Genomic DNA, 13,520 nt, shown 5'->3' on the forward strand with positions numbered 1-13,520 from the left:
CGCCCCGGCCCGGTCCCCCGGAAGAGCTCCGGGGCGTACCGGGTCGGCCCAGTGGTGGCGGCCTCGTTTTGACCCGTCCGGCTGCGCCCGGCTATCCTGCATGTTCGTTATGTGTATTGGCTTGCTCATTCTCACGTGAGGGGCCCTTACACCGGTCCACCGGGCCGATGACCAGCGACCAGCACGCGGCTTGCGTCACCGCTTGTGCGGTCATGGCTGTCGTGATCGTCTTCGGTGACCTTGTCAGGAACCTCACTGAAGAAGCGAAGGCTACGAACCGTGCGTACGTACAGCCCCAAGCCCGGCGATGTGACGCGTCAGTGGCACGTCATCGACGCTCAGGACGTTGTCCTGGGCCGTCTTGCCACCACCGCCGCCACCCTTCTGCGCGGCAAGCACAAGCCCATCTACGCGCCGCACGTCGACGCTGGTGACTTCGTCATCATCATCAACGCCGACAAGGTGCACCTGTCCGGCAACAAGCGGACCCAGAAGATGGCGTACCGCCACTCCGGTTACCCGGGTGGTCTGCGCTCCGTCCGCTATGACGAGCTGCTGGCGAAGAACCCCGAGAAGGCCGTCGAGAAGGCCGTCAAGGGCATGCTTCCCAAGAACAGCCTCGGTCGCCAGATGCTCTCCAAGCTGAAGGTCTACTCGGGCGACCAGCACCCGCACGCTGCCCAGCAGCCGGTGCCGTTCGAGATCACCCAGGTCGCGCAGTAAGTCCGGCCACCCCCTAAGCCTGAAGAGAATCCGAGGAGAATCGTGGCCGAGACCACCGCTGAGCAGCCGCTCGACGAGACCGTCGACATCGACAGCTACACCACCGAGACCGAGGTGCCCCTGGAGGGCGAGTACACCTCCGAGTCCCTCGCGTCCCGCTTCGGCGACCCGCAGCCGGCCGCCGGCCTGGGCCGTCGCAAGAACGCCATCGCCCGTGTCCGGATCGTTCCGGGCTCCGGCAAGTGGAAGATCAACGGTCGCACCCTTGAGGACTACTTCCCCAACAAGGTGCACCAGCAGGAAGTCAACGAGCCCTTCAAGGTGCTCGAGCTCGAGGGCCGTTACGACGTCATCGCCCGCATCGCCGGTGGCGGTGTCTCCGGCCAGGCCGGTGCCCTCCGTCTCGGTGTCGCCCGCGCGCTGAACGAGGCCGACGTCGACAACAACCGCGGCCCGCTCAAGAAGGCCGGCTTCCTCCGCCGCGACGACCGTGCGGTCGAGCGCAAGAAGGCCGGTCTGAAGAAGGCCCGCAAGGCTCCGCAGTACAGCAAGCGCTAAACACGCTCGCTGCTGCACCGCACCGCGTATCGCCCCGGCGGCACACTCCGTGCCGCCGGGGCGGTTCGTTTACGGGGGAGAGACGCTTGTCACGGGCATATGTACCGGGGCGGGGACCTTCAGGGGAGCCGATCGCACCTGAACGGAGTCCAAGGGAGCCGAGGGAGGCCGAAACAGGGCAACCATGAGGTGCCGGTGGCGGTCGACCTCACGGGACCCCGGGAGCCACAGGACGCCAGGGGATTCACGTAACCCCGGCCGAGCCTGGACACTCGGCATGAGCCGTACATTCTGAGCACATTCGGAGGACACACAGTGGGACGACTCTTCGGCACGGACGGCGTGCGCGGTGTCGCCAACGCGGATCTGACGGCCGAGATGGCCCTCGGCCTCTCCGTCGCGGCGGCCCACGTACTCGCCGAGGCGGGCACGTTCGAGGGCCACAAGCCGGTGGCGGTGGTCGGGCGGGATCCGCGAGCGTCCGGGGAGTTCCTGGAGGCCGCCGTGGTCGCGGGCCTCGCCAGCGCGGGTGTGGACGTCCGGTGCGTCGGCGTGCTGCCCACCCCGGCCGTGGCGTATCTCACCGGCGCGCTCGGCGCCGATCTCGGCGTGATGCTCTCCGCCAGCCACAACGCCATGCCCGACAACGGCATCAAGTTCTTCGCCCGGGGCGGCCACAAACTCGCCGACGAGCTCGAGGACAAGATCGAGACCGTGTACGAGGAGCACCGGACCGGGGCTCCCTGGGACCGGCCCACGGGTGCCGGGGTCGGTCGGGTGACGTCGTACGACGAGGGGTTCGACCGGTATGTCGGGCACCTCCTCGACGTACTGCCCCACCGGCTCGACGGGGTGAAGGTCGTGCTGGACGAGGCGCACGGTGCCGCCGCCAGGGTCTCGCCCGAGGCGTTCACCCGGGCCGGTGCCGAGGTCGTCACCATCGGCGCCGAGCCCGACGGGCTCAACATCAACGACGGGTGCGGCTCCACACATCTGGACCTGCTGAAGGCCGCCGTCGCTGAGCACGGCGCGGACCTCGGTATCGCGCACGACGGCGACGCCGACCGCTGCCTCGCCGTGGACCACGAGGGCAACGAGATCGACGGCGACCAGATCCTCGCCGTGCTCGCGCTGGCGATGCGGGAGCGCTCCGCCCTGCGGGCCGGGACCGTGGTGGCCACCGTCATGTCCAACCTCGGCTTCAAGCTGGCGCTGGAGCGTGAGGGGCTGAAGCTCGTCCAGACCGCGGTCGGCGACCGCTATGTGCTGGAGGAGATGAGGGAGCACGGGTACGCCCTCGGCGGCGAGCAGTCCGGCCACGTCATCATCCTCGACCACGCCACGACCGGGGACGGCACGCTGACCGGGCTGATGCTGGCCGCCCGGGTCGCCCAGACCGGCCGTACGCTCAAGGACCTCGCGTCCGTCATGGAGCGGTTGCCGCAGGTGCTGGTCAATGTGCCGGACGTGGACAAGTCGCGGGTGGGTACGTCTGCCGAGCTGGCCACGGCCGTTTCCGAGGCGGAGCGGGAACTCGGGTCCACCGGGCGGGTGCTGCTGCGGTCGTCCGGGACGGAGCCGTTGGTGAGGGTGATGGTCGAGGCCGCCGATATCGATCAGGCGCGGTCCGTTGCCGGGCGGCTGGCCGATGTGGTGAAGTCCGCGCTGGGTTAGTTCGGGATTCCGGGCAGGGGGTGCGGGTTCTGCGCTTTTGCGGGCTGCGGGTTCGTCGTGGCTTGTCGCGCAGTTCCCCGCGCCCCTACGGGGCGCGCCGTTCTCGTTGGCTCGCCCAGAGCCACTTCTGGGTCAGCAGGGTGAGTGTGCCGGCCAGGACGATGCCCAGGAGGTTCAGCAGGAGCTGTTCCGTGGAGCCCCAGGTCTGTTCCGTGTCCCCGTAGCTCAGGGCGACCGCGGCGTTCGCGGCGGCGGGGACGGTCGTCACCGAGATGGCCACTCCCACCAAGAGGCCCGACTTGGCCGAGGTCAGCGAGAGCGTGCCGGCGATGCCCGCGAGGACCGCCACGACGAAGGAGAACGCGTCGGGGGCGTAGACGAACGCCGTGCTGGGCCGGTCGGCCTCCAGCTGCTCCTTGGTGAACAGGCCGAGCCAGTCCATGAAGAGGCTGAAGCCGACCGTCACCGCCATCGCCACCGCGAAGCCCACCAGAAGCGCGGTCAGCGAGCGGAGGGCGAGCCGCGGGTGGCGCTGCACCAGGGCCGTGGAGAACCCGGCCAGCGGGCCGAACTCCGGGCCGACCGCCATCGCGCCCACGATCAGGATCGCGTTGTCGAGGACCACACCGCAGGCGGCGATCATCGTGGCGAGCGTGATGAAGGCCAGGTACGTGACCGACAGCGTCGACTCCTCGTGCGTCGCGTCCGCCAGGTGCTCCCACAGCACCGCGTCCGCGCCCTCGCCCGGCGCCTCGTCCTTGGCCCTCTGGGCGCGATCGGAGAGCGAGAGGTCGATGTTCTCGACGGCGATGGAGCCCCTCGTGTCGAGGTCCAGCGCCCGCAGCGCGCCGATCAGTTCGTCCCCGGCCTCGCGGGCGACGTCGCACATCACGACGTCCCCGACGGGGTTGCGGGCGGAGCCCGGCAGCACGACGAGGTGCGTGGTGCCGACCGTCCTCTCGACCAGGCGCACCACCTCGTCCGTCTTGTCGGGCGGTGTGATCAGGCGCAGATGGAGCATGGGGGCAGGGTAGCGGTCACAGTTTGCGCAGGCTGAGGCGCTGCACCTTGTGGTCCGGGCCCTTGCGCAGGATCAGGGTCGCGCGGCCGCGGGTGGGGGCCACGTTCTCGATCAGGTTGGGCCGGTTGATGGTGCGCCAGGTCGTGCGGCCGTAGTCGAGGGCGTCCTCCTCCGACACCTGGGTGTACTTCCAGAAGTACGAGGAGGGGTTCTGGAAGGCCGTCTCGCGGAGCTTACGGAACCGGCTCAGGTACCACTGCTCGATGTCCTCGGGGCGGGCGTCGACGTACACGCTGAAGTCGAAGTAGTCGGCGAGGCCCACACGGGTGCGGCCGTCCTTGCCGGGGAGGGCGGGCTGGAGGACGTTGAGGCCCTCGACGATGAGGATGTCCGGGCGGCGGACGGTGAGCTTCTGTCCGGGGACGATGTCGTAGATCAGGTGGGAGTAGACGGGCGCCGTCACCTCGTCCTTGCCCGCCTTGATGTCGGCGACGAAACGGGTGAGCGCGCGGCGGTCGTACGACTCGGGGAAACCCTTCCGCGACACCAGGCCGCGCTCCCGGAGGTCCTTCATGGGCAGGAGGAAGCCGTCCGTCGTGACCAGCTCGACGCGCGGGTGCTCGGGCCAGCGGGCCAGCAGGGCCTGGAGGAGCCGGGCGACCGTGGACTTTCCGACGGCGACGGAGCCCGCGACGCCTATCACGAACGGGGTGCCGGACTGGGAGCCCTGCTCGCCGAGGAACGTGTTGAGCGCGCCGCGCAGGCCGTGCGTGGCGCCGACGTAGAGGTTGAGGAGCCGGGAGAGCGGCAGGTAGATGTCCCGTACCTCGTCGAGGTCGATGACGTCGCCCAGACCGCGCAGCTGCTCCACCTCCTCGGCGGTCAGTGGCAGCGGTGTCTTGTCGCGCAGCGCGCTCCACTCGGAACGGGTGAGGTCGACGTAGGGAGTCGCCTCCGGCCTGGGCCGGTGGGCGCTCCGCGGCAACGAGGAGACCGGTGAGATCACAGTCCATTGTTAACGGAGTACGAACGGCTCGGCGGCGTGGGATCCGTCACGTGGGGATGTGCGTGCGGAGCTGTGAGTGAGTTGTGCCGAAGGTATGGACCGCGCGTGGGGGAGGGGATAGCGTCCCGGCTGCCGGGAGGGAGCCGCCTTCCGGAACCTTCCCGGGGGTTTGAGGTGGTCGTGGCCATGCGTCTTCGTGATGCCGTACGGATGCCGAGTGTCGTACGACGCAGATCCCACCGCGCTTCCCCGCGCGTCGACCCGGATCTCGCAGGTCGGGTGCACAGCGAGCTGGCGGCCGATCTGCCGGACGAGGATCTGTCGGAGTACCTCTACGACTGCATCGACATGTACCGGATGGGCAGCAAGCCCCGGTGCGAGGAGGTCGAGTACCTGGGGATGGTCCAGGAGGCGATCGACCGGATCGAAGCGGGGCGCTGAGGGGTCGGCTGCTTCTGGACCGAGCGGGGTTGTCGAGGGTCGCGCCGGTTTCGGGACGGGCGAGCTCGCGGAGGACACGGCCGTTGCGGGTCAGTCGCGGATGTCCCGCCAGGCCGCCGGAATCGCCTCGGCCACGTCGTGCGCGCCCGCCGGGGCGCCGTCCGCGGCGTAGCGGCCCGCCAGGCCATGGACGTACGCCGCGACGCTCGCCGCGTCCATCGCGGTCAGGCCGGAGGCCAGCAGCGAGCCGGCGAGGCCCGAGAGGACATCGCCGCTGCCCGCGGTGGCGAGCCAGGGCGTGCCCGTGGGGTTCACCCGGACCGTGCCGCCGCCGGGGTCGGCGACCAGGGTCGTGGAGCCCTTCAGGAGCACCGTCGCGTCGTAGCGGCGCGCGAGGTCGCGTACGGCGGTCAGGCGCGCCCCCTCGACCTCCTCGCGCGAGGCGCCGAGCAGCGCGGCGGCCTCTCCGGCGTGCGGGGTCAGCAGCGTGGGCGCGGTACGGGCGCGTACGGCGTCCCGGTCGGCGAGGCGGAGGCCGTCCGCGTCGAGCAGTACGGGTACGTCGGTGGCGAGCACCTCGGCCACGGGCTCCGCGTCGTCCCCGGCGCCCGGACCCACGACCCAGGCCTGCACCCGGCCCGCCTGCTTCGGGCCGCCCTCCGAGACGAGGGTCTCCGGGAAGCGGGCGATCACGGCGTCCCCGGCCGGTCCGACGTACCGCACGGCTCCCGCGCCGCCGCGCAGGGCGCCCGAGACGGCGAGGACGGCCGCGCCGGGGTAGCGCGCGGAACCGGCCGCGATGCCCACGACACCGCGTCGGTACTTGTCGCTCTCGGCGGCGGGGCGGGGCAGCAGCGCGGCCACGTCGGCGTGCTGCGGAGCCTCCAGGTCCGGGGCGCCCGGGAGGGTGAGGCCGATGTCGACCAGGCGTACGGAACCGGCGTACTCGCGCGCCGGGTCGATGAACAGGCCCGGCTTGTGCGTGCCGAAGGTGACCGTCAGGTCGGCGCGGACGGCCGCACCGCGCACCTCCCCGGTGTCGGGCTCGATACCGGAGGGGAGGTCCACGGCGACGACGGCCGCCCGGGACGCGGCCGCGGACTCGGCGAGCGGCACGGCGTCGGGGCGGAGGCCGCCCCTGCCGCCGATGCCCACGATGCCGTCGACGACGAGGCCGGCCCGCTGGATGGCCCGCTCCGCCCCGTCGGGCGCGGACACGGTTCCGCCCGCCCTGCGCAGGGCGGCCAGGCCGCCGGGGTGGGTGCGGTCGGGGTGCAGCAGTACGGCCGTGACCCCCGCGCCGCGCTTCGCCAGGCGGGCGCCCGCGTACAGGGCGTCGCCGCCGTTGTCGCCGCTGCCGACCAGGAGGACCACACGGCTGCCGTACACCCGGCCGAGCAGGTCCGCGCAGGCCGCGGCCAGGCCGGCGGCGGCGCGCTGCATGAGGGCGCCCTCGGGGAGCCTCGCCATGAGCTCGCGCTCGGCGGTTCGGACGGTTTCCACGCGGTACGCACTACGCATGCTGTCGAGTCTCCCGTACGGTCACTGATCGGCACCCGAGCACCTCTGGGTGCGCGGGGAACTACCCCTCCGCCACCACCACCGCCGACGCCACTCCCGCGTCATGGCTGAGCGAGACGTGCCATGACGTGACGCCCAGTTGGGCGGCGCGGGCGGCCACCGTGCCCTTGACACGGAGTCGGGGACGGCCGCTGTCCTCGACATAGACCTCCGCGTCCGTCCAGTGCAGGCCCGGCGGGGCACCCAGGGCCTTGGCGAGGGCCTCCTTCGCGGCGAAGCGGGCCGCCAGGGAGGCGACGCCCCGGCGTTCACCGCTCGGGAGGAACAACTCACTGTCCAGGAAGAGGCGTTGGGCCAGGCTGGGCGTGCGTTCCAGGGAGGCGCGGAAGCGGTCGATCTCGGCTACGTCGATGCCGACCCCGATGATGCTCATGCCCCGCACCCTACGGCGCCCGGCCTGCGCCCGCGCCACCCGCGGTCACCTCACGCCCCGCCACCACCCCACGTGCCACTCACTCCACGGTCACCGACTTCGCCAGGTTGCGCGGCTGGTCCACGTCGTTGCCCCGGGCCGTGGCCAGTTCGCAGGCGAAGACCTGCAACGGGACCGTGGCGACCAGGGGTTGGAGCAGTGTGGGGGTCGCCGGGATACGGATCAGATGGTCGGCGTACGGGACGACCGCCTCGTCGCCCTCCTCGGCGACGACGATCGTGCGGGCGCCCCGGGCGCGGATCTCCTGGATGTTGGAGACGATCTTGTCGTGCAGGACCGAGCGGCCCGCCGGGGACGGGACGACCACCACGACCGGCAGGTCCTCCTCGATCAGGGCGATCGGCCCGTGCTTCAGCTCGCCCGCCGCGAAGCCCTCCGCGTGCATGTACGCGAGTTCCTTCAGCTTCAGGGCGCCCTCCAGCGCCACCGGGTGGCCCACATGCCGTCCCAGGAACAGCACGGTGTCCTTCTCCGCGAGCGAGCGCGCCAACTCCCTCACCGGCTCCATGGTCGCGAGGACCCGCTCGACCTCGCGGGAGATCCGGGAGAGCTCCCGGACGACCGCACGGATCTCGTCACCCCACTTGGTGCCGCGCACCTGGCCCAGATACAGGGCCACGAGGTAGCACGCGACCAGCTGGGTCAGGAACGCCTTCGTGGACGCGACGGCGACCTCCGGGCCCGCGTGCGTGTACAGCACCGCGTCCGCCTCGCGCGGGATCGTCGAGCCGTTGGTGTTGCAGATCGCCAGCACCTTGGAGCCCTGTTCGCGGGCGTGCCGCAGCGCCATCAGCGTGTCCATGGTCTCGCCGGACTGCGAGATGGCGATCACCAGCGTCCTCGGATCGAGGATCGGGTCCCGGTAGCGGAACTCGCTCGCCAGCTCCACCTCGCACGGGAGGCGGGTCCAGTGCTCGATGGCGTACTTGGCGATGAGGCCCGCGTGGAACGCCGTACCGCACGCGACGACGACCACCTTGTCCGTCTCGCGCAGCTCCTGGGCGCCGATCCGGACCTCGTCCAGCGTCAGCGAGCCCGAGGCGTCGACGCGCCCCAGCAACGTATCGGCGACCGCCTTGGGCTGCTCGGCGATCTCCTTGAGCATGAAGTAGTCATAACCCCCCTTTTCGGCCGCCGACACGTCCCAGTCCACGTGGTACGAGCGCACATCGGCGGGCCGGCCGTCGAAACCGGTGACCGTCACCCCGTCCCGGCGCAGCTCCACCACCTGGTCCTGACCCAGCTCGATCGCCGACCGCGTGTGGGCGATGAACGCGGCGACGTCCGAGGCGAGAAAGGCCTCGCCCTGACCGACGCCCACCACGAGCGGTGAGTTCCGGCGGGCCCCCACGACCACGTCCGGCTCGTCCGCGTGCATCGCGACCAGCGTGAACGCACCCTCGAGGCGGCGGCACACCAGCCGCATGGCCTCGCCCAGGTCCGCGCAGGAGGAGAACTCCTCGGCCAGCAGATGCGCGACCACCTCGGTGTCCGTCTCGGAGGTCAGATCGTGCCCGCGCCCGGTCAGTTCGGCCCGCAGACAGGCGAAGTTCTCGATGATGCCGTTGTGGACGACGGCCACACGGCCCGCGTTGTCGAGGTGCGGGTGGGCGTTGGTGTCCGTGGGAGCCCCGTGGGTGGCCCAGCGGGTGTGCCCGATCCCCGTGGCGCCGACCGGCAGGGGGTTGGTGGCCAGCTCCTTCTCCAGGCTGCCCAGCTTCCCGGCCTTCTTCGCTGCGGCCAGGCCCCCGTCGGCCAGGACCGCCACGCCCGCCGAGTCGTACCCCCGGTACTCCAGCCTCCTCAGGCCGGCGAGCACCACGTCGAGCGCGGGCTGAGTGCCCACGTATCCCACGATTCCGCACATACCTACCCCTTCAGGCCGCCGAGCGGGGACTTCTCGTGTGTCTGTCGTGACTGTACGTGGCCATGTGGCGCGGGAGAGCCCTGGGAACGGGTGACCTCACGCGCGCGGCGCAGTCCCGCGTGGCGCGGTTCCGTGCGGCGTACGACCAGGGGCGCGGGGCCGGACGGCGCGGACGTGCGGCACCCCACACCCGAGGACCGAGGGAGCGGTCGAACCTCTTTGAGACACTGGGCGCGATGACTGAGAGAGCCACACCGCCGACCGCGCCCCTGCGTGCCCGCGCCGAGATCGATCTCGGCGCCCTGCGGGCCAACGTGCGGGCGCTGCGCGCCCACGCGTCAGGCGCGGCCCTGATGGCCGTCGTGAAGTCCGACGCGTACGGCCACGGGGCGGTGCGGTGCGCCCGGGCGGCCCGCGAGGCCGGGGCCACCTGGCTGGGCACGGCCACGCCCGAGGAGGCCCTCGCCCTGCGCGAGGCCGGGCTGCCGGGGCGCGTCATGTGCTGGCTGTGGACCCCCGGCGGCCCCTGGCGGGAGGCCATCGAGGCGGACATCGACGTCTCGGTCAGCGGACTGTGGGCGCTGCGGGAGGCCGCCGCCGCGGCCGCTGCGGCGGGTGTACGCGCGCGCGTGCAGCTCAAGGCGGACACCGGCCTCGGGCGGAACGGCTGCCAGCCGGGGGACTGGCCCGACCTGGTCACCGCCGCCCTGCGCGCGCAGGACGACGGGCTGCTCACGGTCACCGGCCTCTGGTCCCACTTCGCGTGCGCCGACGAGCCGGGGCACCCCTCCATCGCGGCCCAGCTCACCCGCTTCCGCGAGATGGTGGCGTACGCCGAGCGGCAGGGCCTGAGCCCCGAGGTGCGGCACATCGCCAACTCGCCCGCCACGCTCACGCTCCCCGAGGCCCGCTTCGACCTCGTACGGACGGGAATCGCGCTCTACGGCATCGCGCCCAGCCGCGAGGTCGGCACCCCGGCGGACTTCGGGCTGCGGCCCGTGATGACGCTGAGCGCGTCCCTCGCGCTGGTGAAGCACACGCCCGGCGGACACGGCGTCAGCTACGGGCACCACTACGTCACCCCGGGCGCCACCACCCTCGGCCTGGTGCCCGTGGGCTACGCGGACGGCATCCCGCGCCATGCCTCCGGCGCCGGCCCGGTGCTGGTCGGCGGGAAGTGGCGGACGGTCGCCGGACGGATCGCGATGGACCAGTTCGTGGTCGACCTGGGCGGGGACGAGCCGCCCGTCGGCGAGGATGCCGTGCTCTTCGGACCGGGCGACCGGGGCGAGCCGACCGCCGAGGACTGGGCCCAGGCGGCCGGAACCATCGCGTACGAAATCGTCACCCGGATCGGAACGCGCGTTCCGCGCGTCTATGTCGATGACGAGGCCGACGACCAAGCCGACAGCGAAGTCGACGGCGAAGCATTCAGGTGAACCCGTCTTAGGTGAACAACGAACAAGACGGGTAACTCCCCATAGGTGTGCAACACGCCTTACGCAACTTGAGCGACCCCACCAGTGCGACCACGACCACACGGCACAACGAGAAACAGTCCGGCGGCCCCATGCGGCCCCAGGACACCGGCGAAGAGGAGCGGGACGTGAGCGAGACCAGCGCGGAGGCCCTGGAGGCCGTCGCGAACGCGGCCTCGGCCGCCTCGTCCGCCGGGAACTGGCGGAAGGCCGGCATCGCGGGCGCCGCGATAGGCGTGGTCGCCGCGGGCGCCGCCGTCGGTGTCGCCATAGAGCGGCTCACCGTGGGCCGCGGCATGCGCAAGAAGGCCCAGCTCGCACTCGACTCGGCGGGACCGTACGGAGCGCTGCGCGGCACGCCCGGCAAGGCGTACGCGGACGACGGCACCGAGCTGTACTACGAGGTGGACGACATCGAGCCGGAGGCGGGTCTCGCACCGCGCAGGCGCCGCCTCTTCGGGCGCAGGGCCCCGGCCCCGGTCACCGTCGTTTTCTGCCACGGCTACTGCCTCAACCAGGACTCCTGGCACTTCCAGCGGGCCGCGCTGCGCGGTGTCGTACGGACCGTGCACTGGGACCAGCGCAGCCACGGGCGCTCCGGGCGCGGCGTGGACCAGGTGGAGAACCGGTCGGAGCTGACCATCGACCAGCTCGGGCGCGACCTGAGGACTGTGATCGACGCGGCCGCGCCGGAGGGGCCGATCGTTCTCGTCGGGCACTCCATGGGCGGCATGACCATCATGGCGCTGGCGGCCCACTACCCCGAGCTGATCCGCGAACGCGTCGTCGGCGTCGCCCTCGTCGGGACGTCGTCGGGGCGGCTCGGCGAGGTCAACTTCGGGCTCCCGGTCGCGGGCGTCAACGCGGTACGGCGCGTCCTGCCGGGCGTCCTGAGGGCGCTCGGGCAGCGGGCCGAGCTGGTGGAGAGGGGGCGGCGGGCCACGGCCGACCTGTTCGCCGGGATCATCAAGCGGTACTCGTTCGCGTCCCGGGACATCGACCCGGCGGTGGCGCGGTTCGCCGAGCGGATGATCGAGGGCACCCCCATCGACGTGGTCGCCGAGTTCTACCCGGCGTTCACCGACCACGACAAGACGGAGGCGCTGGCGCAGTTCGCGGGTCTGCCCGTGCTCGTACTGGCCGGAGTCCAGGACCTGGTCACGCCCAGCGAGCACAGCGAGGCGATCGCGGACCTGCTGCCGGACGCCGAACTGGTGCTCGTACCCGATGCCGGGCACCTGGTGATCCTGGAGCACCCCGAAGTGGTCACGGACCGGCTTGCCGACCTCCTCACGCGCGCGGGAGCCGTTCCGGCAGGGGCTACGGTTGGGGGCTATGGAAGCACCAGCAGCACCGCACAGCCCGGGTGAGGGCCAGGCGGTCCCCGTGTCCGTCGAGCTCACCGTCAACTCCCCCGAGCAGATGCGGGAGCTGGGCCGCCATCTGGCCAAGCTGCTGCGCGCGGGCGACCTCGTGATGCTCACCGGGGAGCTCGGCGCCGGCAAGACGACGCTGACCCGGGGGCTCGGTGAGGGACTGGGCGTACGGGGCGCGGTCACGTCCCCGACCTTCGTCATCGCGCGCGTGCACCCCTCCCTGGGGGACGGGCCGCCGCTCGTGCACGTCGACGCGTACCGCCTGGGCGGCGGGCTCGACGAGATGGAGGACCTCGACCTCGACGTGTCGCTGCCCGACTCGGTGGTCGTCGTGGAGTGGGGCGAGGGCAAGGTCGAGGAGCTGACGGAGGACCGGCTGCACGTGCTCATCCACCGGGCGGTGGGGGACACGACGGACGAGGTGCGGCACGTCTCGCTCCGCGGGGTCGGTGAGCGGTGGACTCCGGTGGATCTGGGTGTGCTCTCGGCCTGAGCGCGCTTGTCGCTTGAGCGGGTGAGCGGGTGAGCGGTTCTTCGTTCGTAGGTTCACCTGAACGTACCGACAGCACGTCGGCAAATATTGCGTGGGCGTCCTCGGCGTGGTCAGATGGTAGCGAGTCTTGGTTAGGTCTACCTAACTTGCCCGCCCCCGTGGCCCCTGGAGGCGTCCCATGCAGGCTTCAGAACGAGACGAGGCGCTGCCGTGGGCTGTGCCGGTGGGCGGGGTGCCCGGGGTCTCGATGGGGGAGTTGCTGGCGTCGTGTGCGGCGGCGCGTGTGGTGTCCACACCACCAAGGCCTCCGGCGGAGAGCGGGGAGACGCGGCGGTCCGAAGCTGCGTGAGTGCTCTGGGGTGTGGGTGAACGGGAATCGTGTGGGGGGTCTGCGGGTTTGTTGTCCGCCGGCCGTTCGATGTGGCTGGTCGCGCAGTTCTCCGCGCCCCTGAAAGCCTCGGGCGCGCCCCTCGTCTTCCTACTTGACCACGACCACCTGGCGGCCGATGGTCGCGAAGTCCCACATGGCCTTGCCGTTTTCGCGGGACTGGCGGATTCCGCCCGTCCTGGTGGACGGGTCGGGCTGGGGGGTGGAGCCGTCGACCGCGGCGCTGAAGCCGACGGAGATGCCGTCGACGGAGGCGAAGCGGACCACATGCTCGATGGCCGTGCCGTCGGAGCCGGTGGTGGCGTTCGTACGAGAGGTCACCTGGTAGGTGGCGGGGGCGGGGTCCACCGTGCTGGGGGTGACCTCGAACGTGCGGCTGACCTTGTTGTCCGCGCCGACCAGCCAGACGCGGTCGGCGCCGAGCGCGTACACGACCCGCTGTCCGGTGCCGGAGCCGGCGGGCAGCGGCGCCGGGTCCTTC

At 71.5% G+C, this 13,520-nt stretch carries 13 protein-coding genes; 7 read left to right on the forward strand and 6 right to left on the reverse strand.

The window, feature by feature from the left end; genetic code table 11:
• Positions 1-279 precede the first annotated feature (279 nt).
• The 3 genes from rplM to glmM all read left to right on the forward strand — a co-directional run bounded on the left by rplM (position 280) and on the right by glmM (position 2,955).
• A complete protein-coding gene (rplM, locus tag FNH04_RS28185; RefSeq protein ID WP_134040861.1) occupies positions 280-723 on the forward strand; it encodes a 50S ribosomal protein L13 in 444 nt (147 codons plus the stop codon).
• 42 nt (positions 724-765) lie between these two features.
• Positions 766-1,281 carry a 30S ribosomal protein S9 gene (rpsI, locus tag FNH04_RS28190; RefSeq protein WP_322724062.1) on the forward strand — a complete coding sequence of 172 codons (516 nt, stop codon included), beginning with the start codon at positions 766-768 and terminating at the stop codon, positions 1,279-1,281.
• A 315-nt stretch (positions 1,282-1,596) separates the two neighbouring features.
• Complete coding sequence (glmM, locus tag FNH04_RS28195; protein WP_322724063.1) at positions 1,597-2,955, forward strand: phosphoglucosamine mutase; 1,359 nt, start codon at positions 1,597-1,599, stop codon at positions 2,953-2,955.
• An 85-nt stretch (positions 2,956-3,040) separates the two neighbouring features.
• Here glmM and FNH04_RS28200 read toward each other — a convergent pair whose 3' ends face one another.
• Positions 3,041-3,976, reverse strand: coding sequence for a DUF389 domain-containing protein (locus FNH04_RS28200; protein ID WP_152788604.1), 936 nt, complete (start codon positions 3,974-3,976; stop codon positions 3,041-3,043).
• Between the two features lie 16 nt (positions 3,977-3,992).
• Positions 3,993-4,982, reverse strand: a complete 990-nt coding sequence (gene coaA / locus FNH04_RS28205; RefSeq protein ID WP_322724065.1) for a type I pantothenate kinase — start codon at positions 4,980-4,982, stop codon at positions 3,993-3,995.
• 186 nt (positions 4,983-5,168) lie between these two features.
• Here coaA and FNH04_RS28210 point away from each other — a divergent pair, with 186 nt between their 5' ends.
• The gene (locus tag FNH04_RS28210; protein WP_228031659.1) at positions 5,169-5,423 is read left to right on the forward strand and encodes a hypothetical protein; all 255 of its coding nucleotides are present in this window, start codon (positions 5,169-5,171) and stop codon (positions 5,421-5,423) included.
• 90 nt (positions 5,424-5,513) lie between these two features.
• Here the strand turns inward: FNH04_RS28210 and FNH04_RS28215 are convergent, their stop codons facing one another.
• The 3 genes from FNH04_RS28215 to glmS all read right to left on the reverse strand — a co-directional run bounded on the left by FNH04_RS28215 (position 5,514) and on the right by glmS (position 9,304).
• On the reverse strand, positions 5,514-6,944 hold the full coding sequence (locus FNH04_RS28215) for an NAD(P)H-hydrate dehydratase (protein WP_152788605.1): 1,431 nt from the start codon (positions 6,942-6,944) through the stop codon (positions 5,514-5,516).
• Between the two features lie 61 nt (positions 6,945-7,005).
• Complete coding sequence (locus FNH04_RS28220; protein WP_152788606.1) at positions 7,006-7,377, reverse strand: holo-ACP synthase; 372 nt, start codon at positions 7,375-7,377, stop codon at positions 7,006-7,008.
• Between the two features lie 79 nt (positions 7,378-7,456).
• Positions 7,457-9,304 carry a glutamine--fructose-6-phosphate transaminase (isomerizing) gene (glmS, locus tag FNH04_RS28225; protein ID WP_152788607.1) on the reverse strand — a complete coding sequence of 616 codons (1,848 nt, stop codon included), beginning with the start codon at positions 9,302-9,304 and terminating at the stop codon, positions 7,457-7,459.
• A 236-nt stretch (positions 9,305-9,540) separates the two neighbouring features.
• Between glmS and alr the strand changes: the two genes are divergently transcribed.
• From alr to tsaE, 3 genes are all read left to right on the forward strand, one after another.
• The gene (gene alr, locus FNH04_RS28230) at positions 9,541-10,743 is read left to right on the forward strand and encodes an alanine racemase (protein WP_152788608.1); all 1,203 of its coding nucleotides are present in this window, start codon (positions 9,541-9,543) and stop codon (positions 10,741-10,743) included.
• Positions 10,744-10,910: 167 nt separating this feature from the next.
• Entirely contained in the window at positions 10,911-12,152 is a 1,242-nt protein-coding gene (locus FNH04_RS28235) for an alpha/beta fold hydrolase (protein WP_322724067.1), read from the forward strand.
• Positions 12,118-12,651 (forward strand): tRNA (adenosine(37)-N6)-threonylcarbamoyltransferase complex ATPase subunit type 1 TsaE, encoded by a 534-nt coding sequence (tsaE, locus tag FNH04_RS28240; RefSeq protein ID WP_152788609.1) that lies wholly within the window; start codon positions 12,118-12,120, stop codon positions 12,649-12,651. Before FNH04_RS28235 ends, tsaE begins: the two co-directional genes overlap by 35 nt.
• Before the next feature lie 478 nt (positions 12,652-13,129).
• Here the strand turns inward: tsaE and FNH04_RS28245 are convergent.
• Positions 13,130-13,520, reverse strand: a 391-nt coding sequence (locus FNH04_RS28245; RefSeq protein ID WP_152788610.1) for a hypothetical protein, incomplete at its 5' end; no start/stop codon positions are given.

It is taken from the genome of Streptomyces phyllanthi (genome assembly GCF_009377205.1).
In the GTDB taxonomy this organism is placed as follows: Bacteria; Actinomycetota; Actinomycetes; order Streptomycetales; family Streptomycetaceae; genus Streptomyces; species Streptomyces phyllanthi.